Genomic DNA, 25,743 nt, shown 5'->3' with positions numbered 1-25,743 from the left:
GCGATGAATGATGTGACCCTCAGTAACGCGACTCTGAACGCGGTGGCCCCGAGCGACGTGGCCCCGAGCGACGCGATCGTGAGCGACGAACCGCCCGCCGGCCTGGTCGAGGCGCAGCGCCTCGCGATTCGCATCGCCGAGACCGCCTGCGCCGAGGCCCGGCCCGGCGAGACGGAGCGTGAGGTGCGCGACCGCATCGACGCCCAGGTCGTGGCAGCCGGCGGCACCGGCGTGTGGACCCCGACGACGGTGGGCTTCGGCATCGGAACCCTGAGCTGCTTTCCGACGGATGTGCCGAGCGAGCGGGTGCTCTGGAATCTCGATCTCGGCATGGTCGACGTTCACCCGGTGACCCCCGACGGCTGGTGGGGTGACTGCACGCGCTCTTTCCAGGTTGGCGACAGCATCGCCCAGGCGCAGGCGCTGGCGACGATCGAGCGCATCCATGCCACCGTGCTCGCGGCGGCCAAGCCGGGGATGCGCGCCTGCGACTGGTTCGGCGTCTTCAAGGAGGAGCTCGACAGGACCGAATTCGTGCTGCTCGACCGGCTCTCGAACATCGGCCACTCGCTCGTGCAGAACTCGTCTTACGACGAGGGCTACATCGACGCTTGGAACGAGACAGTGATGACAGGGGCCTGGGCCGTCGAGCCGTTCATCGGCAACCACCTCTACGGGGTCAAGCGCGAAGATGTGGTCTGGTTCGGGCCGACGCGCTGCACCGTCATCGCGTAGGCCGACCGGTCACATCCGGCCCCGTCGTCGCGAGGGACGCCGGCGACACGAGCGATACGAGCGATACGAGCGACACCGAGCGACACGAGAGGATGCAATGAGCGAGACGCACGGAACCCGGCGCATCCACTATGCCGCGATGCTGCGGCTGCCGGGGGTGCCACTCTTCATGGTGACCTCGTCGGTCGCGCGCCTGCCGATCGCGATGGCCAGCATCGCATTCCTGCTCTACGTGCAGCGGATGACCGGAACTTTTGCGGACTCCGGGCTGGTCAGCGGCAGTGTGCTTCTGGGGGTCGCCTGCGGAACCGTTCTGCAGGGTCGCCTGATCGACACCTTCGGGATGCGACGCGCACTGGCCCCCGTGCTCGTCGTGTTCACCCTCGTGGCAGCGGCGAATTTCTGGGCCGTCGAGACACACGCTCCCGTTGCCGTGCTCGCGGCATCCGCTTTTCTCTTCGGGCTGACGCAACCGTCGGTCTCGCCCGCTTCCCGAGTGGTCTGGGTGAAGGAGGTGCCGAGCGGCAGGGCGCTGGAGGCCGCGCTCACCTATGAGGCGATCAGCCTCGAGGTTTTTTTCATCCTGGGACCGGCGCTGGCCGGAATCCTGGCCGCGCTGCCCTGGGCGGGAACCGGACTGCTCGTCACGGTTGTGCTGCTCATCGGCGGTTCACTGGCTTTTCTCGCGACGCCCCTCGTCGGCCATGCCGGCCGGAGCGAGTCGCGCGGAGAGGCGCGACGGCTGGAGCGGCTCGAGAGCAAACGGCTCTCGCGCGAACTCCTGCGGAACCCCGGGATGCACACCCTGGTTCTCATCGCCGTCGGTTTTGGAATACTCCTCGGAACCGTCGAGGTGGTGGCCCCGGCGGTGGCGGTGGATGCCGGCCATCTCGCCCTCGGCGGCGCGCTCATCGGCGCGTGGTCGCTCACCTCGGTGGTGTTCGGACTCCTCTACGGCATCCGGCCGTGGCCACAAGCGCTGCACCGGCGCACGCCGGTCCTTCTCGCCGCCTTCGCGGTGTTGATCGGGCTGATGGCGCTTCCGCACAGCTTTGCCGGCTTCGTCATCACGCTGATGGTCGCCGGCACGCTGATCACGCCCCAGGCCACGGTGCACTCTCTCTTGGTCGATCGGGTCGCGCCGGCGGCGGCATCCGGTGAGGCCTTCGCCTGGGTCGTCACCGCGGTCACGCTCGGTCTCGGCCTCGGCCAGGGGATCGCGGGCCCCCTCTATTCGAAGTTCGATGCGGCGCCGGCCCTGCTCGGGGCCGTGCTCATCGGTCTGCTCATTGCCGGGGTCGCCTGGCTGCGGCGGGCAACGCTGCTGCCGGCCGCGGCGATCGTCCACCCCACGACCGCGCCGGCGATGGCGCCTCATTCGGAGACCACGGCATGACAGAGACAACGCTCTTTCTCAGCGACCTCGACGGCACGCTTCTCGCCTCGAACGGAACGCTCAGCACACTTACCCGCACCACAATCAACCGCCTGATCGCTGACGACGGCCTGCTGTTCAGCTACGCCACGGCACGCTCGTTCGCATCGGCGAGCGTCGTGCTGGCCGGCCTTCAGGTGCGGATGCCGGTGGCCGTCTATGGTGGCGCGCTCATCGTCGACGGGATGACCGGAGCGGTGCTGACCCGGTACGGCTTGGATTCGGCGGTGGTGTCGCTGGTGCTCGCCGAGTGCCGGGCGAGAGACCTGCCGCCGATCGTCTACGAGTTTCGCGACGGGCGTGACTGGGTGAGCTGGAACCAGGCCGACGAGAGCCCCGGCACCCGAAATTACACGGCGACCCGGCGCGGCGATCGACGGATGCGGCCTGTCGATTCGTGGGAGGGTCTCCCCCACGACGGCGTCTTCTACCTGACCATCATCGGAGGGCGGGAGGCGATCACCGGCGCCGCTGATGTGCTGGCCGCGCAACTTGCCGGTCTCGCCAACCTCGTCGTTCAGCGCGACAACTACTATCCCGATGAGTACTGGCTCGAGATCAGCGCGGCCGAGGCGAACAAGGCCGTCGCTGCGGTCGCGCTGCAGCGCTACGCCGGTGCCGAGCGCCTCGTCTGTTTCGGTGACAACAACAACGACCTGCCCATGTTCGCGGTGGCGGACGCCAGCTATGCGACGGCGCTGGCCAATGAGACGGTGCGAGCAGCGGCATCCGCGGTGATCGGCGCGAGCGACGACGATGCCGTCGCCCACCACCTCGTCGCGCTGCACCCCGCCTCGCGTCGCGTGGCACGCCCGTGAGGGGCCAACTTTCGCTAGTTCGGCGCGCGTTTAACTAGCACAAGGTGGCACCTCACGGTCAGAGGAGCTTGCGCTCCAGGGCCCACGCGGTGAGCTCGTGCCGCGACGAGAGCTGCAGCTTGCGGAGCACCGCCGAGACATGGGTTTCGACGGTTTTCGTCGAGATGAAGAGCGTGCCGGCCACCTCTTTGTAGGTGTAGCCGCGGGCGATCAAGCGCATGACCTCCTGCTCGCGGGCGGAGAGCCGGTCGAGCTCGTCGACGCGTTCGGCCACCTCGCCGGCAACGGCGCCGAAGGCGTCGAGCACGAATCCGGCGAGCTTGGGCGAGAACACGGCGTCGCCGTCTGAGACGCGACGGGCGGCATCCGACACCTCGGCCCCCGACGCACTTTTGGTGATGTACCCGCGCGCACCGGCTCGGATCACGCTGACCACATCATCGGCGGCATCCGAGACGCTGAGCGCCAGAAAAAGGGTCTGCGGGGCGCGGCTCGCAGCGTCGCGAATCACTTCGGCCCCGCCGCCGCCCCGGCCGCCGGGCAGGTGCACATCGAGCAGAACGACTCGCGGTTGCAGGGCGACGACGAGGGCGATCGCCTCATCGACCGTCGCCGCCTCGCCGAGCACCTGAATGCCTGCGTCGAGGTCGGTTCGCAGGCCGGAGCGGAAGATCGAGTGGTCGTCGACGATCACGACGGGGAGGGCGGCGGATGCGGCGGGCGCAGCGGAGGCGGGGTCGGTCACGGGGTGTCCGTTCGTGAGGGGGACGTGGTGGATTTCGCTGGTTCGCGAGGTTTCGAGACACTCGCTGGCGCTCGCTCCTCAACCAACGGGGCGGGTCCGGTCGACGCGGTCGGAGGGCGGCCGTCGGAGGTCTCGACAGGCTCGACCACCGGAGACTCAACCGCCGGGAACTCGACCTGAGTCTCGACCGGCGGAGACTCGCCCGGAGAGGGCTCCACCGGCGGAGGCCCCGCGGCCGTCACCGTCGGCAAAACCAGCAGGATCTCCGTGCCGGCGCCACCCGGACCGCGGCGCACCGTGGCGCTGCCCCCGACCCGGCGCATCCGCCCGAGAATCGACTCCTTGACGCCAAGCCGGTCGTCGGGGATGTCTTCGATGCTGAAGCCGGGACCCCGATCGGTGATGCTCAGCTCGATGCCCGTCTGGCCGGTCTCGAGGTAGACCGATACCGATCCGCCGGCGTGCCGGGCCGCGTTCAGCATGGCCTCGCGGGCCGCGGCGACCAGCGCGTCGGGAACATCGTCGGGGCTCGTTCCGGCCGTGACCACCTCGAAGCGCACCGGGAAGTCTTCTTCGATCACGCCGGCGATGCGCCGTAGTTCGGTGGCGAGATCGACGGTCGTGGTGTCGGATCCGGTGAACAGCCACTCGCGCAGCTCCCTTTCCTGCGCGCGCGCCAGCCGGGCCGCATCGCTGTGCGGGCCCGCCTTCTGCTGAATCAGGGCGAGGGTCTGCAGCACCGAATCGTGCAGGTGCGCGGCGATCTCGGCCCGCTCGGCCTCACGCACGCGGGCCGCCCGCTCCTCGGCGAGGTCATCCGACAGCCGGATCAACCAGGGCGCGATGACCACTCCGACCCCGAGCAGCACCGAAACGGCGGCCACGACGACGGTCCAGATGTTGGGACTCTCACCGGTGACGAAGAACAGCAAAATGCCGACGGCCACGAGCACGAGAGCGCCGAGCGTGCGCACCATCAACGCCGAGGACCGCTGGGCCGCGCCGCTTCGGATATCGGCGAACTGGCGCCACGCGAGCGCGACACCCGCGAGCACGACGATCGCCGGAATCACGACCGCCAGTGGGATGTCGGCACCCAGGCGACTGGCCACGAGCGCCACACCCGCGGCGAGCAGCGCGATGCCGAGCAGAATCTCGGTGACCGGGGCCGACCGGGGGTCGGGCGCCGCGGCATCCACTGCCGCCGTCTGCGTCGCGGCCGGGCGAGCCAGACTGGCTTTCGGCAGGGCGCCCGATACAGCCGAGGCAGTGGGCGTGGTCACCCAGAGCCAGGCGTAGAGCAGCACGCCCGCCCCGCCGCAGAAGGCGAGAATCACAGCGGCGGTGCGCACGGCACTGACGGGCAGCCCGGTGTGCTCGGCAAAACCCGCACAGACGCCACCGATCAGGCGCAGCCTGGGCCTGATCATCCGCGGTGTATTCACACTCACGATCAAAGCACGTTGGGGCACCCCGAGAAGCCCCTGGGCTGCGAAGTCAGGGTCGAATCAGGGTAAACCCCCATGGCAGCGCCCCCGCAGCCCCGCCAGACTCGAAGCATGAACGAAGCACCGCACACCCAGGGGACCTCACCCTCACCGAACGTCACCCGTTTCTTCGACTGGGTGCGCGCCACCGGTATCGACCGCGGACACGACCGCTGGTTCGCCGGCGTCTGCGGCGGCATTGCCCACCGCACCGGTCTCGACCCGCTGATCGTGCGCGGCATCGCCATCGTGCTCGCGATTCTCGGCGCACCGGTGCTGCTCGCGTATGCGATCGGTTGGGCTCTGCTCCCCAACCAGTCGGGTCGCATTCATGCCGAGCAGGCATTCCGCGGTGTCTTCGAACCGGCGATGATCGCCATCGGCGCGCTCATTCTGTTCACGATCATTCCGTTCAGTCGCGGACTCTGGTGGGAAGGCCCGCCGCTCGCCTGGGGCATGCCGAACTGGCTGTCCACCACGCTCACCGTCGGCTGGACGATCGCGGTCATCATCGGCATCATCTGGCTTGTCGTCTACTTGCTGCGCCGGGTTCCCGCGCCGGACAGCGCGTTTCGCTCGCCGCCCGCCGCGCCGTCGGGGCCACCTGCTTCTGGGTACTCGCCCGCGGCAGCATCGGCCTCGTTCACGGCGCCGACGTCTGCCTCAACGGGACCCTCCACGGGCTCCCCGCAGGGCACGTCGTCGAGCTTCGTGAGCACACCGACCAGCACAATGGATGCCACGGTGACAACGGATACCGCGGCCACCGGGCCCGGGTCGGCTGAGGGAACCCCCTCCGCTGCTTCGACTGCTGCCTTCGTCGGTGCCACGGCTGCGGCTGCCGCCGCGCCTCCGACCCGCAGCGCGTGGGACGCCGTCGTCGATCAGACGTACGGAACCCTGGGTACGAAGACGGACCGGGCTGCTTCCGCCCACCACGGCCAGACCGCTCACCACACCCACACGAACCGCCACCCCGGTGCAGGCTTCACCGCGATCATGCTCGGCCTCGGTCTGACCATTGGCGCCGCAGCATCCGTTGTCTACTCGATCGCGTTCGACGGGGGCGTCTGGTCGGACGCCGCACTGTTGATCGGCCTCGCCTTCACCCTCGGCGTTCTTGCCCTCGGCATCGTCATCGCCGGAATTCGCGGACGCACCAGCGGCGCCATGGGCGGTTTCGCGTTTCTCGCCGCGACAGGGCTGCTCCTGCTCGGCGTACTGCCGCAGGGCACGCAGTTCGCCCTGGTCGGCGCACCGACCTGGTCGGTCAGTGCGTCGGCGGTCAACGCGGTTCCCGGCTACGCCCTCGGCGCCGGGGTGGCGACGGTCGACCTCACCGCGCTCGACAACGCCCGGGCCGTCGACGACCGCACGATCGATGTCTGGCTCGGCTTCGGTCAAACCGAACTGGTGCTTCCGAATGACCGCCCGGTGAACGTCGAGGTCAACTCGTTCATCGGCGGGCTCGACTACTCCGACGCGTCGAGCAGCAACCAGTCGAACACCGAACGCGGCGGCATCCTCCTGCACGACTCACGCACATTCAACGGTTCCGAAACGCTGGCCGTTGCCCACATTCGTGTCTGGACCTTCATCGGCCAGGTCACCGTCGTCGACGCCCTCTAGGAGCTCTCATGTCTGACTTGCCCACCGCTCCCATTCCCGATTCGACGCCTGAGTCCGACCCGACAGCGACAGAGCAGGCGCGCCTCGTACCCGATGATTCAGCGACGGCCGACTCCAGCGCGTCGCCCGATAGTTCGGTGCCCGAAGCTGCGCCGCCGACCGCTGGTTCGGCTTCGGCTTCGGCTTCGACATCGACTTCGGCATCGGCGAGCACCCCTCCCCCCGCCGCCGGCGCCGATCCGAACGCGACCAGCGCCTTCCCCACTGGCGTGTACCCCGACAACTCGCAACAGCCGACGGTTCCGCTGAACACGGATGCCTGGGCCTCGGCGGCGCAGCCCGTCCCCAGTGCGCCGAGCTCGGCATCCGCCCCTCGTCGTAACCGGCCGCGGTTCGCAACGATTCTCTGGGGCGTGCTGCTCCTCGTCTTCGCCGGCTTCATGGTGGCTGTGACGGTGCTGCCCGTGGCCCCCGACCCGATCCTGCTCTTGCTCGGCGCGGTCATCGCGATCGGGGTCGCTCTGGTCGCCGCCGGTATCGCCGCGGCGTCGCGTCGGGCCGGCTAGCCAGCCCCCGGCCCGGCTGAGGCGCGCGTGCGCCCACATCGTCGCCATTGCTCCCCGTGAGGCGACGATCTGGGCGCATGCGGGAAATTTCGACGATCACGAGTGGATGCCGAAGCGCACTCACCCACGCAGGAACCTCGGGCTAGAGCGACACCCCGATCAGCACCGGCTCCGGCTGCAGAATCACACCGAATTCCGCCGCGACCCTGCCCTGCACGAAGCGCGCCAGCTGCGCGATCTCATCGGCCGTCGCCCCGCCCGTGTTCGTCAGGGCGAGGGTGTGTTTGCTGGAGATTGCGGCCCGGGAGCCCGGCAGGCGGAATCCCTTGGCGATGCCGGCCTGTTCGATGAGCCAGGCCGCGCTGAGCTTCGTCAGACGCACCGCCTCGACGCCCGGAACCGGGCCGACTCCGGCATATTCCTCGAGCGGAATAACACGGTCTGGAATCACGCTCTGCTGCGACCAGCGGGGCGCATCATCGGGAAGCTCCCGGGCAAAACTCTCGGTGACAATCGGGTTGGTGAAGAATGAACCGGCGCTGGCCGTGTCGGGGTCATCGGCATCGAGAACCATGCCCTTCGAGGCCCGCAACTCGATGACCGTCGACCGCACGATATCGAGCGCGACGCGGTCGCCCTGCTGCACGCCGAGTGCACCGGCGAGCTGTGCGTAGGCGATCGGGCGTCCGAGGTGGCTGCCGAGCACCGCTGCTTCGGCGCGCGTGTCGTGAAACTCCAGCTCGACGGCGAGCACAATGCCGGCTCGGCCCTGTTTGAAGGCCGAGGTGCGGTAGTCGAGTTTCAGGTCAGCCACTTCGATCCGCTGCACCTCACCGCTGTCGAAGTCGAGAAAGTCGACCGCGACGAGGCACGATGCGACCTCTTGGCCGTACGCGCCGATGTTCTGCACGGGGGCGGCACCGACCGAACCGGGGATTCCGGAGAGCGCTTCGATTCCGGCCCAGCCCTGAGCGACGGTGTAGGCGACGAGTTCGTCCCAGGATTCGCCGGCCTGCACGCGCAGTCGCACGCGGGCAGCATCGCTGCCGGTCGCGCCGCCGGTCTCGCTGGGCGCGTCGCCCACCTCGCCTGCTTCGCCGTGGGAGAGATCAACAGTCCCGCCGAGCACGCTTCCGCTATATTCCGTTTCTGGAATGACTTCGATGCCCCGGGTCAGGATACGAATGACCGTGCCCTCGAAACCCTCATCTGCTGCGACGGTGTTCGACCCGCCCGCCAGCAGCATCCATTCATCGCCCTCTGCCCAAATCTCCCGGGCGGCGGTGACGAGATCCTCTTCGGTCGCCGGGGCAACCATGGCGAGCGGAACCCCGCCGACCCGCAGGGTGGTCAGGTCGCGAAGTGCAATCGGGGTCGTCGCGAAGCGCGACAGAGCGGAGTCGGGAGTCATCGAGTCCACCGGGTTACGCCAGGCTGACGCGGGCCTGCGCCTTGCCGAGAACCGTCTGCTCGTTGAAGCTGACGGTGAGATCGATGCGGGCCACGGCGGCATCCGTGTCGATGGCACCGACCGTGGCGACAACGGTGACCAGCGCACCGTCGGTGGCGTCGACCGGAACCGGGCGGGTGAACCGCACTTGGTAGTCGATCACGCGGGCCGGGTCGCCGGCCCAGTCGACGACCGGCTGCACGGCCAGGCCCATTGTGAGCATGCCGTGGGCGAGAACGCCGGGCAGGCCGACCGACTGCGCGACGTCGTCGCGGTAGTGAATCGGGTTGAAGTCACCGGATGCCCCGGCGTAGCGCACGAGGGAATCTCGGGTCAGGGTGTAGCTCGCGCCGGCAACCACGTCGCCAACGGTCAGAGTGTCGAGGGCTGGTGCGGCGTTCATTCGTCTCCCCTGACGACAAGGGTGGATGTCGCGGTGACGACGTGGGCGCCATCCGCGTCGGTGATCGCCGATTCGGCGGTGACCATGGAGTGGCCGCCGAGCGTCTTGACGCTGGCCACGGTGAGGGTGGCGGTCAGCAGGTCGCCGGCCACGATGGGGCGGCTGTAGGTGAACTGCTGGTTGCCGTGCACGACCCGGCTGAAGTCGATCCCGGCATCGGGCTCGGCCAGCAGCTGCGCGAGCGTGAGCTCCTGCACCACCACGGCGAAGGTCGGCGGCGCGACGACGTCGGAGTGGCCCGCGGCACGCGCGGCCTCAGGATCGTGGTTGATCGGGTTGGTCGCGAAGACGGCACGCGAGAACTCGCGCACTTTCTCGCGGCCGACCAGGTAGGGCGGTGCGGGCGGGAAGACCCGGCCCTGAAGTTCGGGGTTTACTGACACTCGCCCAGTCTACGGGGCAGTGTTCCTGACCGTGAGGGGTCGCAAATCGACCTCTATTGAACCGGGGAAGGTCGATTTGCGACCCCTCACGAAAGAAACAGCCGAAGTCTCGCGGCCCCACGTCTCCCGGAGGCACACCCACCGCGCGGATCGGGCAAACTTGGTCAAATGGAATTCGCACGTGTACGCCTCCTCGACCCGCGGGCCGAGCAGCTTCTGTCCGGTCTTCGCCACGAGTATGAGGTGCGCTACGGCCCCGGCGATGCCGCCGACGACGTGCCGGCCGTCGAGTTCGACCCGCCGATGGGCATTTTTCTGGTTCTGATGGATGGCGACGTGACAGTCGCCGGAGGCGGCCTCCGTCGTTACGACGCCGAGACCTGCGAGGTCAAGCGCATGTGGACCCACGCCGACTACCGCCGCCAGGGCCACGCGAAAGCGGTGCTCGCCGAGCTGGAGTCGATCGCCCGCGAGATGGGCTACCTGCGCATGCGCCTCGAGACCGGCGATGCCCAACCCGAAGCGCTGGCCCTCTACCCAAGCCTCGGTTTCGTGCAGATCGACAACTACGGCCATTATGCGACCGCAACGGGCTTCGAACGCGCGCTGACCGACGCCTAGGCGCAACCAGCATTGAAACGACGGATGCCCGTCCACTCAGTGGCCGGGCATCCGTCGTTTCAGGAAGAAGGGAAACTACGCGGTCGGAATGACCAGGCCGTCCCAGGTGTCCTTCATGAACTTCTGCGTCGCGGGGTCGAGCAGCAGTTCCTTGAGCTTCTGCACGCGCGGGTCGTTCTCGAGCTCCGGGGTGGTGGCGAGCACGTTGGAGTAGGGGCTGTCGGCGCCCTCGATCAGGATCGCCTGCTTGGCGGTGAGTCCGGCCGGGAGGGCGAACGAGATCGTCACGAACGCGGCGTCGACATCCGGAACCGCCTGCGGCAGAGTGGCGTTCTCGATCTCGACGAACTGGAAGTCCTTCGGGTTCTTGGTCACATCGGCGAGTGTGGACGGCTCGTCGATGGTCTCGATCAGGCCCTCGGCCGCGAGGATCTTGAGCGCGCGACCCTCATTGGTCGGGTCGTTCGGGATCGCAATCTTCGCGCCCTTCTTGAGGCCGTCGAGCGACGTCACCTTGTCGCTGTAGAACGCGGCGCTCGGCAGGTAGATGCTGCCAAGGCTGGTCAGCTCGCCGCCGGTCTGCTCGTTGAAGTTCGCCAGGAAGGTGGCGTTCTGGAACAGGTTGGCGTCAACGTCGCCGTCGGTCAACGCGATGTTCGGGGTGTTGTAGTCGGTGAATTCCTGAAACTTGATCGTCAGGCCGGCATCGGCAGCGAGATTGTCCTGCACGAAGTTCAGGATGTCGCCGGCCGGCGTGGCCAGCGCGCCGACGGTGATCGTGCCGAGATTGCCCGAGGCAGCGGCCCCCGTTGCAGCCGGCTTCTCGGCCGGTGCGGCGCAGGCGGACAGGCCGAGCAGAGCGGTGACGGCCACGGCCGCACCGAGGATGCGGGTGCTGCGGGTAGTGCGTGCGGTGAATTTCATCAGTGAACTCTTTCGACAAGAAACGGAACGCGACCGGTCGGGCGCGTCAGAACAGCGGGGAGAAAGAAGAAAAGTGGCGCCAAGACGGCGCTAGGCCATCAGACCCACTGGCTGCATCTCGGCACGCGCATCCGCTCCCGCGCGACCGGCCGAGGGCCGCGAGCGGTGCGAGAACCGGCGGGCCAGCCGGGTGGCGATGGCCTGCAGAATCATCACGATCACGAAAATCACAATGATCACGGCGACCATGTGGATCGTGCTGTAGCGCTGGTAGCCGTAACGCACCGCGACGTCGCCGAGCCCGCCGCCGGCCACCGTGCCGACCATCGCCGAGAAGTTGATGATCGATGTGACCGTCGTCGACAGCCCCAGGATCATCGGCGAGATGGCCTCCGGCACGAGCACCTTCGAGACGATCTGCCAACGGGTTGCGCCGAGCGACTCGGCCGCCTCGACGAGGCCGGTGTCGACCTCCTTGATCGCGATTTCGACCATCCGGGCGAAGAACGGCACCGCGACGATGGTCAGCGGAACAATTGCGGCCGTCGGCCCGATGAAGGTGCCGACCACGGCGCGGGTGAACGGGATCAAGGCGACCATCAGGATGATGAACGGCACGGATCGGCCGAGGTTCACGAGAAATTCGAGCACCCGGTTGACGACCCGGCCGAGCGCGCGCGAACCGAACGGCTTCTCGAACAGGCCGCCAGCCTCGGTGCCGACCAGGATGACGCCGAGCGGCAGCCCGATGATCACGGTCAGTAGCAGCGAGACACCCACCATATAGAGGGTCTGCCCGGTGCCGACCAGCAGCACCTCGAAGAGGCCGGGCCAGAAGCCGGGGTCTGTGGGGTCGATCATGACGCATCTCCAACGATCTCGACGAGCAGGCCTTGGTCGCGCAGATCCTTGATCGGCGCGGCATTCGCGGCAACGCTGCCCGGAAGCTGCAGCCGGCTGCGCCCGGCCTGGCTGCCGCCGATCGTCTCGATCGCGGCGCCCAGGATGCTGATGTCGAGTCCGTAGGCGCGGGCCAGCTGCGAGATGACCGGGCGGTCGGCGGTGCCGCCGCTGAAGGTGATCTCGACAATGGTGTTTCCGTCGCGGGGCGGCAGCGCGCCGAGCGGGAACAGGTCGTGCGCCAGCCGGGACCCCGGGGTCGAGATCAACGACACGATCGGCCCGGACTCGACGATGCGACCGCCCTCGATCAGCGCGGCCGAGTCGCAGACGCGCTTGACGACATCCATCTCATGCGTGATCAACAGCACCGTGAGGTTCAGCTCAACGTTGATCGTCTTGATCAGATCGAGAATCGAGCGCGTGGTTTCGGGGTCGAGAGCGGATGTCGCCTCGTCGGAGAGCAGCACCTTCGGGTTGCCGGCGAGGGCGCGGGCGATGCCGACGCGCTGCTTCTGGCCACCTGACAGCTCGGCCGGGTAGGAGTCGCGCTTGTTGACCAGGCCGACGAGGTCGAGGATTTCGAGCGAGCGTCGACGCCGCTCGGCCCCGTCGACGCCGATGATCTCCAGGCCGAGCTCGACGTTGCCCAGCACGGTGCGCCCGGCGAGCAGGTTGAAGTGCTGAAAGACCATGCCGATCTTGCGTCGGGCCGCACGGAGGCCGGCGGGGTTCAGGGCGGTCAGTTCGTCTCCGTCGACCGTGACGGTACCGGAGTCGGGGCGCTCAAGCAGGTTGATCGCCCGAATCAGGGTGCTCTTGCCGGCGCCGCTCTGGCCGATGACGCCGTAAATCTCGCCGGGCGCGACCTCGAGGCTGACGTCGTTCAATGCATAAGTGGTGGATCCGCCCGACCCAAAGGTCTTCGAGACGTGTCGTACGGAAATCACTGAGAGAATCACCCGGAGTTCAATAGAGCGGCATACATTACAGCTGTCCGATCCAGTCTGGCCAGCCGCCGCGGCATCCGCCAAATCGCCGTTTCGCATTGTGACGTCACACGTGACAATCCGCGTTTCCGCCAGTTGTCCAGGTGCGCCAGATAAACTGAACCCGCCATGGCAAACAAACTTGAAACGCACCCCGATATCCCCCTCGACCTTCCGACCGCTGAGCGCATTCAGGCGGCCGTCGCCCACTACGGCGAGGACGTCGTGAGTGCGAACGCCGTCACGCTGTTGCGCGCCAAGAACGCCGGTAAAGACTTCCTGCTCTACGCCGGTGGGCGCCACGCGCTCGGCATCCTCGAAGGCGCTCCGGCCCTCTACTGGCCCGAACTCTGGGGCGCCCGCACGCTCCTCTATGTCTGGAACGACTCGGCAGCACCCTACGTGGTCGTCGGTCTGACCAACCAGGCCTGGCGCATCCGTGAAATGTGCGCCCGTGTTGTCATGCTGCGCGAGTTGCAGGTCGCCCCGAAGCTGGTGCGTCTGACGACTGATGAGGTTCCGCGCGTGCGTTCCGCAGCGCTCACCGCTCTCGCCGCGCAGGGAACCGTCGAGCACCTCGACACCATCGCCGAGCGTTTGCGCGACCCCGACAAAGAGGTGCGCCGCACCGCACGTGCCGCTCGCGAGACGCTCACCACACGCCTCGTGGCGGCGGGCGAGACAATTCCGTCGCGCGACGCCGCTCCGGCCGTCGATGCAGCGGAGTCGACTGACGCAGCCGAATCAGCTGAAGCGGCCGAGTAACAACACGCACACCCTCAGGCCGGCGGAGTAGGCTCTCCCAGCTGGTGCGAGAGAGGTCGCGTCGGCGACGAATCGCACCGGGAGATTTCATGTATCTGCGCTACGTGGCAATGGGAGACAGCTTCACCGAGGGTCTCGGTGATGAACGCGCCGACGGCCAGCCGCGTGGATGGGCCGACCTCGTCGCGCTCGGGCTGGCCGCGGCCACTCCCGAACCGGTGGGGTACGCCAACTTTGCCATTCGCGGCAAGCTGCTCGGCCCGATCGTTGCCGAGCAGCTGCAGCCTGCCCTCGCGCTGAAACCTGACCTGTTGACGATCGTCGGCGGCGGCAATGACATCATGCGGCCCAAGGTTGAGATCTCCTACGTCATCGATCTGCTCGAGCAGGTCGTCGAGAGCGCCCAGGCCACCGGCGCTCGGGTGGTCATGCTGAGCGGCGCGAACCCGTCACGGCATCTGCCGCTCGGTTCGCTCATGCAGAAGCGGGGCGATCGGCTGGCGGATGCCGCGCGCGCCGCGTTCGTGCGACCGGGGGTCACGCTCGTCGACAACTGGGCAGACACCGAACTTGAGCAGAAGAAGTACTGGTCGGTCGACAAACTGCACATGAACGCGCTGGGTCACACGCGGGTCGCGGGCAACGTTCTGCGCGCTCTCGAGGTGCCGGTCCCGGCCGAGTGGAGCAATCTCGAACTCACTGCCGCAGGCGTACGCACGCAAAGCACCGCGGCCTACTACCGCGAATTCGTTGTGCCGTGGATCGGACGACGGCTCACCGGACGCTCCTCGGGCGACGGTCGGCCGCCGAAGCGCCCGACCCTGCAGCCCGTCGAGGTGGCCTGACCCCACCGGGATTCCCCGGGTCGATCAGCCCTGCGTCGATCAACCGCGCGTCGATCAGTCGCGCGTCGATCAGCCCTTGCGACCTGAAAAGGCACGCACGATGAACATCACCAACGCAATGAGGATGAGCACGAAGCCGACCCAGAGCAGGAACTGCAGTGAGTTCACGAGCCCGCCCGTGAAGAGCAAAATGACGGCGACAACGACGATGATGATGAGCAGCGCGTTCATGAGTAACCCATTCCTCGGCAGCGGAGACTCTCTGTGCTGAGGAGCATAGCCCGGTCACCTCTTTCCGCCGAGCTTGAGCCGTGCGGTCGAGCTTGCCTGTTCTGCCGGACAAACTCGACCGGAACGCTCAAACTCGGCGAACAGGATGTTGCCGAGCCCTGAACCGAGCGACTCAGCGGGCGGATTCCCCCCACGACTGCGACTCGCCCGCCCCAGCGCGACGCTGCGGAACGTTCCACGGGTTGTCGTCGCGCAGCGGCACCGGCAGCAAGGCGTGCGGAACGCTCTGGTAGGCGACCGGGCGCAGGAAGCGCCCGATCGCGGCGCTGCCCACCGACGTGCTGCTGTCGTTGCTCGTCGCCGGCCACGGTCCGCCGTGCTGCTGCGCCGGCGTCACCGCGACGCCGGTCGGCCAGCCGCCGAACAGCACCCGTCCGGCATGCCCTGAGATCCAGTCGATCACCGAGCGGAGCGCTGCGCTGTCTTCGCCGGCGCCCGCGTGCACGGTTCCGGTCAGATTCCCCTCGAAGAGGTCGTCACAGTGCGCGGCCAGCGTGCTCTCGTCGTCGTATTCGACGACGACCGACAGCGGTCCGAATGACTCATCGAGAAGCGCCTCCCGCTGCAGCTGCAGGCCGTCGAGGGAGACCGTGACAATCGTCGGCGTCGCCCAGCCCTGGCCGTGCTCGTCGAAACGCAGTGACCCTTCGACGATCGGGGTGACGCCCGGTGCGGCGAGCACGGCGTCGCGACGGTCGAGATACCCAGCGGCGATGCCCGGGTTCAGCAGACGGTGTTCGCCGATTGCCGCGGCTTGGGCGGCGAGGCGGTCCCCCAGCGCGTGACCGGTCGGCACGAAGAGAAACCCGGGCTTGGTGCAGAGCTGACCGGCAGAACCGGCCACGCTGGTCAGATAGCCGTCGGCGATTGCGTCGGACCGCTCGTCAAGGGCGGCCCGGGTCACGAAGACGGGGTTGACGCTGCCGAGCTCGCCGTAGAACGGGATCGGTGCCGGGCGCGCGGCGGCGACGTCGGCCAGGATGCGACCGGCCCGGATCGAGCCGGTGAAGCTGCCGGCTGCGATGCGCGGGTCGTTCAGCATTGCGACGCCCGCGGCCTGGCCGCTGATCAGCTGGAGGATGCCGGCGGGCGCACCCGCCGATTCGAGGGCGCCGGCCACGATCTCCGCGGTGCGCACCGAGAGCAGCGGATGCCCGGAGTGCGCCTTCACGATCACCGGGCACCCGGCCGCGAGGGCTGCGGCGGTGTCGCCGCCGGCCACGGAGAAGGCGAACGGAAAGTTGCTCGCCGCGAAGTTCAGCACCGGACCCACCGGAATTCGGTAGCGGCGGAGATCCGGTCGCACCCCAAGCGCGAAGGCCGAGTCCGCCTCGTCAATGCGCACATCGAGGTAGGAACCGTCGACGACGGTTTCAGCGAACAGGCGCAGCTGCACGGCCGTGCGGGTGACTTCACCGGTGAGGCGCGCCTCCGTCAGGCCGGTCTCCGCCATGGCGATCGCGACCAACTCCGCGCTGGCCGCGGCCAAGGCATCCGCTGCCGCGACCAGGGCACGTGCCCGCTCGCGGGGAGCGGTCGCAGCCCAGACGGGGGCGATGTCGGCTGCACGCTGCGCGATCGCGTCGAGCTGGTCGGGGCTGGTGGCCGTGGTGGTCGTGGCTGTCGTTGCGGTGGTCATCGCTGTGCACTCCTCAGGGTGAAATCCGGTCAGGGTGAGTCCGGTCAAAATTGAAATCCGGTCGGGAACGGGTCGGCCGGGTCCAGCAGGTATTGGGCCGTGCCGGTGACCCAGGCCCGCCCGGTGATGGTGGGGATGACGGCCGGGATGCCGGCGATCGTCGTCTCGCGAACCAGGCGCCCGGTGAATTTCGAGCCGATGAACGATTCGTTGACGAAATCCGTGTCGAGGGCGAGTTCGCCGCGTGCCCAGAGTTCGGCCATGCGCGCCGAGGTGCCGGTGCCGCAGGGCGAGCGGTCGAACCAGCCCGGGTAGATCGCCATGGCGTGCCGGGAGTATTCGGCGGTCGAGCCCGGCGCGATGAACTCGACGTGATGGCAGTGGTCGAGCCCTTCGATTTCGGGATGCTTCGGCGGATTGGTGGCGTTGATCGCCCCCATGATGGCGAGACCGGCCGTCAGGATCTCCTGCTGGTTGGCGCGGTCGAAGGGCAGGTTCACCGCATCGAGGTCGACCATCGCGTAGAAGTTTCCGCCGAAGGCGAGGCTGTATTCGATCGGGCCGTAGCCGGGCACATCGACGGTGTCGTCGAGGCGCACATTGTACGACGGCACGTTCTCGAGGGTGACCGAGTCGGCATGCCCGTCGCTGACCGCGACGCGGGCGATGACAAGGCCGGCCGGGGTGTCCAGCCGGATGGTGGTGACCGGCTCGACGACCTCGACCATGCCGGTCTCGACCAGCACCGTCGCCACCCCGATGGTGCCGTGGCCGCACATCGGCAGGCATCCGGACACCTCGATGTAGATGACCCCCCAGTCGGCATCCGGCCGGGTCGACGGCTGCAGGATGGCGCCGCTCATCGCCGCATGTCCCCGTGGCTCGTTCATCAGGAAGAGACGGATGTCGTCCATCTGCTCCATGAAATGAAGTCGCTTGTCGTTCATCGTCGCCCCCGGAATCACGCCGACACCGCCGGTGATGACCCGGGTGGGCATCCCCTCGGTGTGGGAGTCAACCGCGGTGAACATCCGCTTGGATCGCATGGGGAAATCCTCTCGTCGAAAGTGGGGCTTGTCGAGCGACGCGGGTTGAACGCCGCTGCGCGGGTCGCATCCGACCCGCGTGACGGCGTTCGACCCGCGCGGCGCCGAAACCGGCACGACCGCGCAACCGGTCCGGCGCGACCGACGGTTACGCGGCGGCGCGGGCAGCGCGCGTGGCGAGGTAGTCGAGAGCCTTCTGCGTGTCGGCGCGCACCCCGGCCTCGTGCTCGGGGCTCAGCGGTCCGCGCGGCGGACGGGTCGGTCCGCCGTAGCTGCCACCGGCCATGTCGATCGAAAGCTTGATGGCCTGCACGAACTCGGTCTTGGAGTCCCAGCGGAACACGGCGACCAGCTGCGTGTAGAGCTCGAGCGCCTCCGCGATCCTGCCGTCCTTGACCAGGGTGTAGATCTCGACGGCCTCGCGCGGGAACGCGTTCGGGTAGCCCGCAAACCAGCCCGTCGCCCCGGCGACAAGCGATTCGAACAGCAGGTCGTCGGCGCCGGCGATGACGTCGATGTCGCAGCGTTCCTTGATCTCGAGCACCCGGCGGATGTCGGCGGAGAACTCCTTCACCGCGACGACCTCGGGAATCTGGGCCAACTTGGCGACCAGGCTCGGGGTCAGGTCGACCTTCGTGTCGTACGGGTTGTTGTAGGCCATGATCGGCAGGCCGACCTCGGCCACGCGCTGGTAGTGCTCGATGACTTCGGCCTCGTTGGCCCGGTAGAGGGTCGGCGGCAGCAACAGCACGCCGTCGGCGCCGTCTTCCTTGGCGTACTCCGCCCACTTCTTGGCCTGGTGCCAGCCCACGCCGTGCACGCCCGCGACGACGAGTCCGCGCCCGCCGACGGCCTCGACGGCAACCTGAACGACCTTGCGGCGCTCCTCGTCGGTGAGCGAGGAGTACTCGCCGAGCGATCCGTTCGGGCCGACGCCGCGGCATCCGTTGCTGATCAGCCAGTCGCAGTGCGCGGCGAACTTGTCGTAGTCGACTGCGAGGCCGGCCGGTGCCGATGCGTCTTCCTTGAACGCAAGGGTGGTAGCGACAATGACGCCGCCCAGGTCGAAGTTCTTCGTTGTCATGGTGGTCCTTTCAGGGTGCATGCGTGGATCGGTCGTGTCGATGAAATTCAGGGGTGGCCGGGTGGTCACAGGGTGGAGTGGGGCGGCGGGGTCGCCGCGGCGGCGAGCTCCCCGAGCCGGATCGGGGCGGCGATCGGCCGGCGGTCGGTGCTCACGTCGTCGCCGAGCCCGCCGATTTGAACGGCGATCAACGTCTCGACCGTGCGCCCGCAAACCCGGCCCTGGCAGATCCCGAGGCCCGCCCGCGTGCTGAGCTTCAACGCGCGCAGCGAGCGCGAGTGCGTGTTCTCGACGGAGCGGCAGAGCGAACCGAAGCTGACTTCTTCGCAACGGCAGACGAGGGTGTCGTCGGTGAGCATTTTCGGCCATCCCGCACGGATGCCGTGAGCCGCCTCGATCCGGGCGGCGAAGTCCCAGAAGATGCGGCGTCGGCGTCGGCTCGAGCGCAATTCGTCGGCCCGGGACACCCCGCCGGCGGCCACGTGTCCGGCGATCTCGCCCTCGGCCAGCGCCAGGTCGACGCCGCCGATGCCGGTGATCTCGCCCGCCGCGAAGACCCCGGGAACGCTCGTGCGCTGACCGTTGTCAACCCGCACGAATCGTTCGGGGGTGAGCTCGCAGCCGGCCGCGATGGCCAGTTCGAGTCGGGGGGTGAAGCCGTGGCTGACGCAGACCGCGTCGACCGCGATGCGTTTCTCGGTGCCGCTGATCGGCGCCCAATCGGCATCGAGTGAGGCGATGGTCACCGCTTCGACCCGGTCGGTTCCGTGTGCGGCGATGACCGCCTGACCCAGACGGTAGGGGATGCGATGACGCAGCTGCCCGGCGGCATAACCGGCGAGTTCTGCGCCCTTGTGCGCGGCCGGAAACAGTTGCCAGAACCGGGGCAGCCAGCCGCGCAGCAGCGCCGGGAGCCGGTTGGCCTCGAAGACCCCGATCACCCGCGAACCGGTGGCCGCCAGTGAGGCGGCGACGGGCAGCAGGAACGGCCCGGCACCGGCGACGACGACGCGCCGGCCCACGGCGAGGCGCTCCCCCTTGGCCAGCGCCTGGGCGGCGCCGCCGGTGAACACACCGGGGAGATCCCAGCCGGGAAACGGCAGCGTGCGGTCGTGCGCACCGGTGGCCAGCACGATCGCGTCGGGGTGCAACAGAATGCGGTCACGGCCGACGCCATCGGGTTCGCCGACGACGACGTGCACGGTTCCGGGCGCGTTCGCGCGCAGTTCGAGAGACCAGACCTGTGCACCACGGATGATGCGGCATCCGTCGTCGCCCTCGAGTGCGTCGCGCAGCGCCTGGAAGGTGTCCCAGCCGTGGTGCAGTAGGCGTTCAGCGGCGGCGGGCCGGGCGTCGGGCAGGTGGCGCCAGAACTGGCCGCCCAGCTGGTCGGCCGCGTCGAGGAGGGTCACCGTTGCACCCCTTTTTCGGGCGGCGCGCGCAGCCGCGAGCCCGGCCGGGCCGGCGCCGATCACGAGAACGTCAGTCATGGTGAGGCTCCCCGTTCTCGACGAGCTCGTTCACCGGAGGCAGCTCATCGTGCTGACTGACGACGACGTCGCCGGCGGATGCCCGGCGCTGGCAGGCGCGCACGTCACGCTGGCCGTTCACCTCGACCAGGCAGTCGAAGCAGACACCGATTCCGCAGAAGACGCCGCGCGGCTTGCCCGCGGCGGATGTGGTGCGAAAGCCGAGGGTGCCGCTGGCCAGGATGACGCCGGCCAGGCTCTGCCCGACGACACCGGTGGCAGGAACACCGTCCAGGCTGATCGTGACCGGGGTGGGCGGGACCGGGCGAATTTTGTCGTTGCCGAACGGCAGCAGGAAGGGCGCCATCTCAGGCCACCTCCATCAGATGAGAGGCGAGCGAGGCACGAGTGAGGGAGAACGGCGAGGGGTCGAGTTTCGGCGGGACGCCCCGCATCAGGTCGACGAGCAGGTCGGCGGTGGCGAGACTGAGCCCGATGCCCGCGCCCTCGTGACCTGTTGCGTGCCAGAGGCCGGGCATCCGCGGGTCTTCACCGATGACCGGCAGGTGGTCGGGCATGAACGGGCGGAATCCGCCGTAGCTGCGCATGATCGCGGCGTCGGCGAGAAACGGGAACAGGCGCAACGCCTTGGCGGCGATCTCGTGCAGCGCGTCGACCCGGAGCCGGGCGTCGAAGCCGACTTGCTGGCGGGACGAGCCGATCAGAACCGTGCCGGATCCCGTGGACTCGACCACGCTCGAGGTCTGCAATGCGCTGTCGTCGGAACCGACGGCGCCCACATAGTCGGCGTCGTAAACCTTGTGAAAGATGCGGTGTCGCATCCGGCTCGTGACCAGCACCTCGCCGCGGCGCGGACGCACCGGAAGGTGCTGACCGAGCAGAGCCGCCACCTCGCCGGACCAGGGACCGGCCGCCACCAGAATGCGGTCGGCGCGCAGCTCGCCCGCGCTCGTGACGAGGCCGGTCAGCGCGCCGGCCGAGTCGAAAATGGGGCCGAGCACCGTCGTGTTCTCGAGTACCCGGGCGCCGAACAGCCGGGCCGAGCTCATCAGCGCATCCGTCGCGATGGTCGGCTGCACTTGGGCGTCTTCCGGGTAGTGCACGGCGGCTTCGATCCAGGGCGCAAGGTCGGGTTCGAGCTCGTGCGCGTCGGCGACGCTGATCACCCGGGCGTCGACTCCGGCGGCGCGCTGACTCTCCGCGAATGCGAGCAGCGGGCCGGCGCCGGCCGGTGTCGTGGCGACGACAAGGCCGCCCTTCTGGTCGTACTCGACCGAGGGAAAACCGTCGCCGAGCTGCTCAGCGAGGTCGGCGACCGCCTGCTTCCAGAGCGTCGACGCGAACTGGGCGAGCACCAACTCGTGGCCAGGACCCTTGTCGGAGACCAGCAGGTTTCCCTCGCAGGCCGACGAGGTGCCCCCTGCAACGGTGCCGCGATCGATGACAGTCACGGTGTAGCCGGCGACGGCGAGGGCACGGGCGCACGCGGCGCCGATGATTCCGGCACCGATGATGATCACATCGTCGGCCACGTCGCCCTCCCTTTTCGCCCGCCACTGGGCTTCATCTCGTTGAGTAATATATTACATACTATTGAGTCCTGAGGGAAGACCCCCGGCCGGATTCCCGCGGAATACGGCCGATGCCCCACTACCCGCCCTGCTGTGCGCCCGGCCGTCCGCCCGCCTAGCCGCGAAGCGCGGCGCTCATCCAGTTCTCGATACCGCTCGCATCGATCGGCAGGGCATCCGACAACACGTCTGACCCGGTCTCGGTGACCAGGATGTCGTCTTCGAGGCGCACGCCGATCCCACGCAGTTCCGGGGGAACCGTCTCGTCGTTGGCGTGGAAGTACAGCCCGGGTTCGACGGTGAGCACCATGCCGGGGGTCATCACTCCGCCCTGGTAGGACTCATAGCTCGACTGGGCGCAGTCGTGCACGTCGAGGCCGAGGTGATGCCCGATGCCGCAGACGAGGTAGCGCCGGTGGTGCTGACCGGTCTCGCTCAGCGCCTCGTCCACCGAAACGGGGAGCAGGCCCCAGTCGTGAAGCCCGTTCGCGATGACCTCCATCGCGGCGCGGTGGAAGTCGGAGAAGTCGCGACCGGGTCGCACCTCGGCGAGGCCGGCCCGGTGCGACTTCTCCACCAGGTCGTGCACCTGACGCTGAACCGGGCTGAAGGTGCCGGATGCCGGAAAGGTGCGGGTCACATCCGCGGTGTAGAACGTGCGGTTCTCGACGCCCATATCGAGCAAGAGCACCTTGTCTTCGAGCACCGGACCGTCACAGCGCACCCAGTGCAGGGTCGGCGCATGAGCGCCGCTGCCGACGATCGTCGAGTAGCCGGGGCCGTTGCCATAGGTGCGAGCGTGCCGGTCGAATGTTCCTTGCAACCAGCGCTCACCGCCCCCAGCGATGGCGGTCGGAATCTCGCGCAGCACACTGGCGAAACCGTCGACGGTGGAGTCGACCGCGCGACGGAGCTCGGTGATCTCCCACTCGTCTTTCACCATCCGGAGTTCGGCGAGTGTGCGGGCGAGTTCAACGGAGGAGGGGACGTCCCCGAGCACCTCGCCGGACCGCGCCGCGGCACCGGCCACCATCGGGTCGTTCACCCGGCGCAGGTCGGACTCAAGGGTGCTGAGCGGTTTCACGGTCAGTCCCAGCGCCGCCGACCAGTCGGTCATGCCAGGGGCCGAGCCGACCCAGAGTTCCCCATGCGCCGGATCGGCGAAGAATCCCGGCTCACCCGGGTAGGCCGGGGCGGGCAGGTACACGGTCGCGTCGTGTGAGCCGGACGTCGGAGACAGCACGATGACGGCATCCTCCGCGTCGCATCCGGTCAGCCAGTAGAAGTTGCTGTCGGGCCGAAAGCCGTAATACGTGTCGTTGCTCCGGATCGGCGCTCGCCCGCCCCGCACAATGAGAGTGCGGCCGGCAAGCAGGGCGCTCAGGCGTTCGCGGTGCGCCCGGGCAGCGGATGCCGCGCCCGGCTCGACCGGAGCGGTGCGGTCGGGTGTGCCCCAGCCGGTGCCCATGTAGTCGACGAAGCCGGGCAGCCCGGCCAAGCGGGGAAGCCGGGGATCGGGCGCGGTCGGCGCGGGCATGGATGCGTGCTGCGTGCCAGTGGCCTGCTGCGTGTCGGTCATGTGAGGGGTCCACCCATCTCTGAAACCAGGGAAATCAGGCGCTGGGTCACCCGCGTGTCCTGGCGAATTCCGTCATGTTCGTACTCGTTTGTCACCCAGAACTGCAGGTTGCCGACCAGGTCTTTGGTCTCCGTTGAGATTCCCACGTCGACGTACATATCGTCAAAGTAGGAGACCGACGCCACCGGAACCTCGTTGGCGGCGAGCCGGTCGAGGTCGTAGAGCACCGTGTAGTCCTCGAACTCGGCGAGCGCTTCGGCCGCCGCCTTGAAGGGGCGGAGCGACCGAATCTCGTCGAACATCCAGGGGTACATCATTTCGCCGGTGAAGACCAGCGGCCGATTCGCCGCGTCGAATTCCGAGTGCTGCTGACCGATCCGGTCGGCCGCCCAGCGGGTTGCCCCGGGACCCGAACCATAGATGCTCTCCTGCATCACGGCGAAGAGGGGGTTGTCGTCGTAACTGGTCTTCGCGGCGACCTGCGCCAGGAAGCTGTCGGAGAGCGAGCTCGCGCGGCGCGGCTCGTCGACGAACGCATCGTCGAACAACCAATGCACGCGGTCGGGGCCGGGGCCCATGCCGAGGTCGAGACCGAGGGTCTGCAACCGGCGCACCGTCAGCACGTCGCCATCGGGCAGCAGAACGTCGCCGTCGGCCAGGAGATCGGCGACCGCGCCGACCCGTTCGCGTTCGAGTGGGAAGCGTTCGTAGAACCGCCGGGTCTTGTCGGCCACCCGCGGGTAAGTGCGCCGGTACACCTCCTCGGCCGACGGCGACACACTCGTCAGCCCGCCGGCCACGTAGCAGGCTGAGAGTCCCTCCGGAGCGAGCGACAGATAGCTGAGGGTGATGAACCCGCCGTAGCTCTGGCCGAGGCTTTGCCACTTCACTCCGCCATAGACCGTGGTGCGGATGAATTCGAGGTCCGCCACGATCGAATCGGCACGGAAGCAGAGCAGGTAGTCGCGGGCATCCTGCACCCGGTCGAACTGCGCGACGGCGTCCGATTGCACGCGGGTGCTTCGTCCGGTGCCCCGCTGGTCGACGAGCACGACGCGGTGCGTCTCGAGCACCGACGCGATCCAGCCCTCCCCCGGTATCGGGCGCGGAGACTTACCGCCCGGCCCGCCCTGCAGAAAGACGAGGAGCGGGAGCTGCTCGTTCTTCTTGCGCGGGTCGACGACCTCGCGGGCGAAGATCGTGATGGTGCGTGAATCGGAGGGATCGTCCCAGCGAAGCGGCACCGTCACCACGTGGTCCGTGATGTGCATTCCGGGGATGGTGTACTGCGGTGAAGACATGGTTCGTCGCTTTCTTTCCGCGTCAGGCGGCAGTTCTGATTCGGGAGTCCAGGAAGGCATACAGGGTGTCAACGATGATGTTCACGATGACGACAAACAGCCCTCCGAGCAGAACAACGCCAATGACGACCGGGCGATCCTGGTTGTTCACCGAACTCACGGCAAGGCTACCCACTCCGAGAAGGCCGAAGACCTGCTCGATCACGATCACGCCGCCGAGCATGAGCCCGATGTCGGTTCCCAGCTGGGTGACCAGCGGAGGGATGGCACTCCGCATGGCGTGCCGGTAGACGACGCGGCGTTCGGTCAAGCCCTTCGCCCGGGCGGTGCGGATGTAGTCCTCACCGAGTACTTCGAGCATCTGGCCACGCATCAGTCGCGCATAGATCGCGGCCGAGACGAAGGCCAGGGTCAGCCAGGGCAAGATCAGGTGCCAGAACCACTGACCGGGGTCTTCGGTGAAGGGAACGTATCCGCTCGGCGGGAAGAGATGAATTCCGGCTTTGGCTGGCAGGAAGTAGAGCAGGTAGAGGGCCATCATTCCGAGCACGAAACTCGGGAAGCTGATCCCGATGAGCGCGAAGGACTGGCCGAACCGGTCGCGCAGGCTGCCGGGCGCCTTGGCCGACATCACGCCGATCGGGATTCCGACGCACAGCCAGATCACGACGCCGCCGAAGACGAGCGACACCGTCGCGGGGATCCGGTCCATGATGATCTCGGCCACCGGCAGCTGGCTGCGATAGGAGAAGCCGAGGTTGCCCTGAAGCAGGTTCGTGATGAACGTCCAGTACTGCACGTAGATGGGTTGGTCGAGGCCGAGGTTCGCGCGGATTTGCGCGAGCGCCTCCTCGGTCGCCTTATCGCCGGCCAGAACCCGCGCCGGATCACCCGGCGCGATGTAGAAGAGCGCGAAGACGAAGATGCTGAGAACAAAGAGAACCAGCACTCCGAATCCGACTCGAGAGAGCAGATAACGCCACATCG

Annotated in this window: 26 protein-coding genes; 8 read left to right on the top strand and 18 right to left on the bottom strand. The window is 67.9% G+C overall.

The window, feature by feature from the left end:
* The first annotated feature begins 3 nt into the window (after nt 1-3).
* The 3 genes from AB4Y63_RS03375 (at nt 4) to AB4Y63_RS03365 (ending at nt 2,988) form a co-directional block, all read left to right on the top strand.
* Nucleotides 4-735 (top strand): M24 family metallopeptidase, encoded by a 732-nt coding sequence (locus tag AB4Y63_RS03375; RefSeq protein ID WP_441789620.1) that lies wholly within the window; start codon nt 4-6, stop codon nt 733-735.
* A 97-nt stretch (nt 736-832) separates the two neighbouring features.
* Nucleotides 833-2,131 (top strand): MFS transporter, encoded by a 1,299-nt coding sequence (locus AB4Y63_RS03370; protein WP_441789619.1) that lies wholly within the window; start codon nt 833-835, stop codon nt 2,129-2,131.
* Nucleotides 2,128-2,988, top strand: a complete 861-nt coding sequence (locus AB4Y63_RS03365) for an HAD-IIB family hydrolase (protein WP_441789618.1) — start codon at nt 2,128-2,130, stop codon at nt 2,986-2,988. Before AB4Y63_RS03370 ends, AB4Y63_RS03365 begins: the two co-directional genes overlap by 4 nt.
* 58 nt (nt 2,989-3,046) lie before the next feature.
* On the opposite strand, the gene AB4Y63_RS03360 is transcribed toward AB4Y63_RS03365, so the two are convergent.
* Complete coding sequence (locus AB4Y63_RS03360; RefSeq protein ID WP_441789617.1) at nt 3,047-3,733, bottom strand: LuxR C-terminal-related transcriptional regulator; 687 nt, start codon at nt 3,731-3,733, stop codon at nt 3,047-3,049.
* Nucleotides 3,730-5,163, bottom strand: a complete 1,434-nt coding sequence (locus AB4Y63_RS03355) for a PspC domain-containing protein (protein WP_441789616.1) — start codon at nt 5,161-5,163, stop codon at nt 3,730-3,732. Before AB4Y63_RS03355 ends, AB4Y63_RS03360 begins: the two co-directional genes overlap by 4 nt.
* Nucleotides 5,164-5,292: 129 nt before the next feature.
* Between AB4Y63_RS03355 and AB4Y63_RS03350 the strand changes: the two genes are divergently transcribed.
* Both AB4Y63_RS03350 and AB4Y63_RS03345 read left to right on the top strand, forming a co-directional pair.
* Nucleotides 5,293-6,849 carry a PspC domain-containing protein gene (locus tag AB4Y63_RS03350; protein WP_441789615.1) on the top strand — a complete coding sequence of 519 codons (1,557 nt, stop codon included), beginning with the start codon at nt 5,293-5,295 and terminating at the stop codon, nt 6,847-6,849.
* 8 nt (nt 6,850-6,857) lie between these two features.
* Entirely contained in the window at nt 6,858-7,415 is a 558-nt protein-coding gene (locus tag AB4Y63_RS03345; protein ID WP_441789614.1) for a hypothetical protein, read from the top strand.
* 142 nt (nt 7,416-7,557) lie between these two features.
* Here the strand turns inward: AB4Y63_RS03345 and AB4Y63_RS03340 are convergent, their stop codons facing one another.
* From AB4Y63_RS03340 to AB4Y63_RS03330, 3 genes are read right to left on the bottom strand one after another with little or no spacing between them, the layout of a single operon-like run.
* Nucleotides 7,558-8,826, bottom strand: a complete 1,269-nt coding sequence (locus AB4Y63_RS03340) for a UDP-N-acetylmuramate dehydrogenase (protein WP_441789613.1) — start codon at nt 8,824-8,826, stop codon at nt 7,558-7,560.
* Between the two features lie 13 nt (nt 8,827-8,839).
* Nucleotides 8,840-9,268 carry a MaoC family dehydratase gene (locus tag AB4Y63_RS03335; protein WP_441789612.1) on the bottom strand — a complete coding sequence of 143 codons (429 nt, stop codon included), beginning with the start codon at nt 9,266-9,268 and terminating at the stop codon, nt 8,840-8,842.
* Nucleotides 9,265-9,711, bottom strand: coding sequence for an FAS1-like dehydratase domain-containing protein (locus AB4Y63_RS03330; protein ID WP_441789611.1), 447 nt, complete (start codon nt 9,709-9,711; stop codon nt 9,265-9,267). Before AB4Y63_RS03330 ends, AB4Y63_RS03335 begins: the two co-directional genes overlap by 4 nt.
* A 168-nt stretch (nt 9,712-9,879) precedes the next feature.
* Between AB4Y63_RS03330 and AB4Y63_RS03325 the strand changes: the two genes are divergently transcribed.
* The gene (locus AB4Y63_RS03325) at nt 9,880-10,332 is read left to right on the top strand and encodes a GNAT family N-acetyltransferase (protein ID WP_441789610.1); all 453 of its coding nucleotides are present in this window, start codon (nt 9,880-9,882) and stop codon (nt 10,330-10,332) included.
* 75 nt (nt 10,333-10,407) lie between these two features.
* Here the strand turns inward: AB4Y63_RS03325 and AB4Y63_RS03320 are convergent, their stop codons facing one another.
* From AB4Y63_RS03320 to AB4Y63_RS03310, 3 genes are all read right to left on the bottom strand, one after another.
* Complete coding sequence (locus AB4Y63_RS03320) at nt 10,408-11,256, bottom strand: MetQ/NlpA family ABC transporter substrate-binding protein (protein WP_441789609.1); 849 nt, start codon at nt 11,254-11,256, stop codon at nt 10,408-10,410.
* Nucleotides 11,257-11,346: 90 nt separating this feature from the next.
* Complete coding sequence (locus tag AB4Y63_RS03315; protein WP_441789608.1) at nt 11,347-12,117, bottom strand: methionine ABC transporter permease; 771 nt, start codon at nt 12,115-12,117, stop codon at nt 11,347-11,349.
* Complete coding sequence (locus tag AB4Y63_RS03310) at nt 12,114-13,106, bottom strand: methionine ABC transporter ATP-binding protein (protein ID WP_441789607.1); 993 nt, start codon at nt 13,104-13,106, stop codon at nt 12,114-12,116. The genes AB4Y63_RS03315 and AB4Y63_RS03310 overlap by 4 nt, the downstream gene beginning before the upstream one ends.
* 168 nt (nt 13,107-13,274) lie before the next feature.
* On the opposite strand from AB4Y63_RS03310, the gene AB4Y63_RS03305 reads away from it, so the two are divergent.
* Together AB4Y63_RS03305 and AB4Y63_RS03300 are read left to right on the top strand one after the other, a co-directional pair.
* Nucleotides 13,275-13,910 (top strand): HEAT repeat domain-containing protein, encoded by a 636-nt coding sequence (locus tag AB4Y63_RS03305; protein ID WP_441789606.1) that lies wholly within the window; start codon nt 13,275-13,277, stop codon nt 13,908-13,910.
* 89 nt (nt 13,911-13,999) lie between these two features.
* On the top strand, nt 14,000-14,755 hold the full coding sequence (locus AB4Y63_RS03300; protein ID WP_441789605.1) for an SGNH/GDSL hydrolase family protein: 756 nt from the start codon (nt 14,000-14,002) through the stop codon (nt 14,753-14,755).
* A gap of 69 nt (nt 14,756-14,824) precedes the next feature.
* Here AB4Y63_RS03300 and AB4Y63_RS03295 read toward each other — a convergent pair whose 3' ends face one another.
* The 10 genes from AB4Y63_RS03295 to AB4Y63_RS03250 all read right to left on the bottom strand — a co-directional run bounded on the left by AB4Y63_RS03295 (nt 14,825) and on the right by AB4Y63_RS03250 (nt 25,741).
* Nucleotides 14,825-14,986, bottom strand: coding sequence for a hypothetical protein (locus tag AB4Y63_RS03295; RefSeq protein ID WP_441789604.1), 162 nt, complete (start codon nt 14,984-14,986; stop codon nt 14,825-14,827).
* A 172-nt stretch (nt 14,987-15,158) separates the two neighbouring features.
* Nucleotides 15,159-16,685, bottom strand: a complete 1,527-nt coding sequence (locus AB4Y63_RS03290) for an aldehyde dehydrogenase (NADP(+)) (protein ID WP_441789603.1) — start codon at nt 16,683-16,685, stop codon at nt 15,159-15,161.
* A gap of 44 nt (nt 16,686-16,729) precedes the next feature.
* Nucleotides 16,730-17,731, bottom strand: coding sequence for a proline racemase family protein (locus AB4Y63_RS03285; protein ID WP_441789602.1), 1,002 nt, complete (start codon nt 17,729-17,731; stop codon nt 16,730-16,732).
* A gap of 148 nt (nt 17,732-17,879) precedes the next feature.
* Complete coding sequence (locus AB4Y63_RS03280) at nt 17,880-18,815, bottom strand: dihydrodipicolinate synthase family protein (protein ID WP_441789601.1); 936 nt, start codon at nt 18,813-18,815, stop codon at nt 17,880-17,882.
* Between the two features lie 65 nt (nt 18,816-18,880).
* Nucleotides 18,881-20,305, bottom strand: a complete 1,425-nt coding sequence (locus AB4Y63_RS03275; protein WP_441789600.1) for an FAD-dependent oxidoreductase — start codon at nt 20,303-20,305, stop codon at nt 18,881-18,883.
* A complete protein-coding gene (locus tag AB4Y63_RS03270) occupies nt 20,298-20,651 on the bottom strand; it encodes a (2Fe-2S)-binding protein (RefSeq protein WP_441789599.1) in 354 nt (117 codons plus the stop codon). Before AB4Y63_RS03270 ends, AB4Y63_RS03275 begins: the two co-directional genes overlap by 8 nt.
* Before the next feature lies 1 nt (nt 20,652).
* On the bottom strand, nt 20,653-21,837 hold the full coding sequence (locus tag AB4Y63_RS03265) for an NAD(P)/FAD-dependent oxidoreductase (protein ID WP_441789598.1): 1,185 nt from the start codon (nt 21,835-21,837) through the stop codon (nt 20,653-20,655).
* Nucleotides 21,838-21,991: 154 nt separating this feature from the next.
* Entirely contained in the window at nt 21,992-23,455 is a 1,464-nt protein-coding gene (locus AB4Y63_RS03260) for an aminopeptidase P family protein (protein WP_441789597.1), read from the bottom strand.
* On the bottom strand, nt 23,452-24,756 hold the full coding sequence (locus AB4Y63_RS03255; protein WP_441789596.1) for an alpha/beta fold hydrolase: 1,305 nt from the start codon (nt 24,754-24,756) through the stop codon (nt 23,452-23,454). The genes AB4Y63_RS03260 and AB4Y63_RS03255 overlap by 4 nt, the downstream gene beginning before the upstream one ends.
* A 22-nt stretch (nt 24,757-24,778) precedes the next feature.
* Entirely contained in the window at nt 24,779-25,741 is a 963-nt protein-coding gene (locus AB4Y63_RS03250) for an ABC transporter permease (protein WP_441789595.1), read from the bottom strand.
* Nucleotides 25,742-25,743: the final 2 nt, after the last annotated feature.

The sequence above is a fragment of the Leifsonia sp. YAF41 genome, from assembly GCF_052113185.1.
In the GTDB taxonomy this organism is placed as follows: Bacteria; Actinomycetota; Actinomycetes; order Actinomycetales; family Microbacteriaceae; genus Cryobacterium.
The sequence above is the reverse complement of the archived record's forward strand: the minus strand, read 5'-3'. Positions and strand labels throughout refer to the sequence as shown.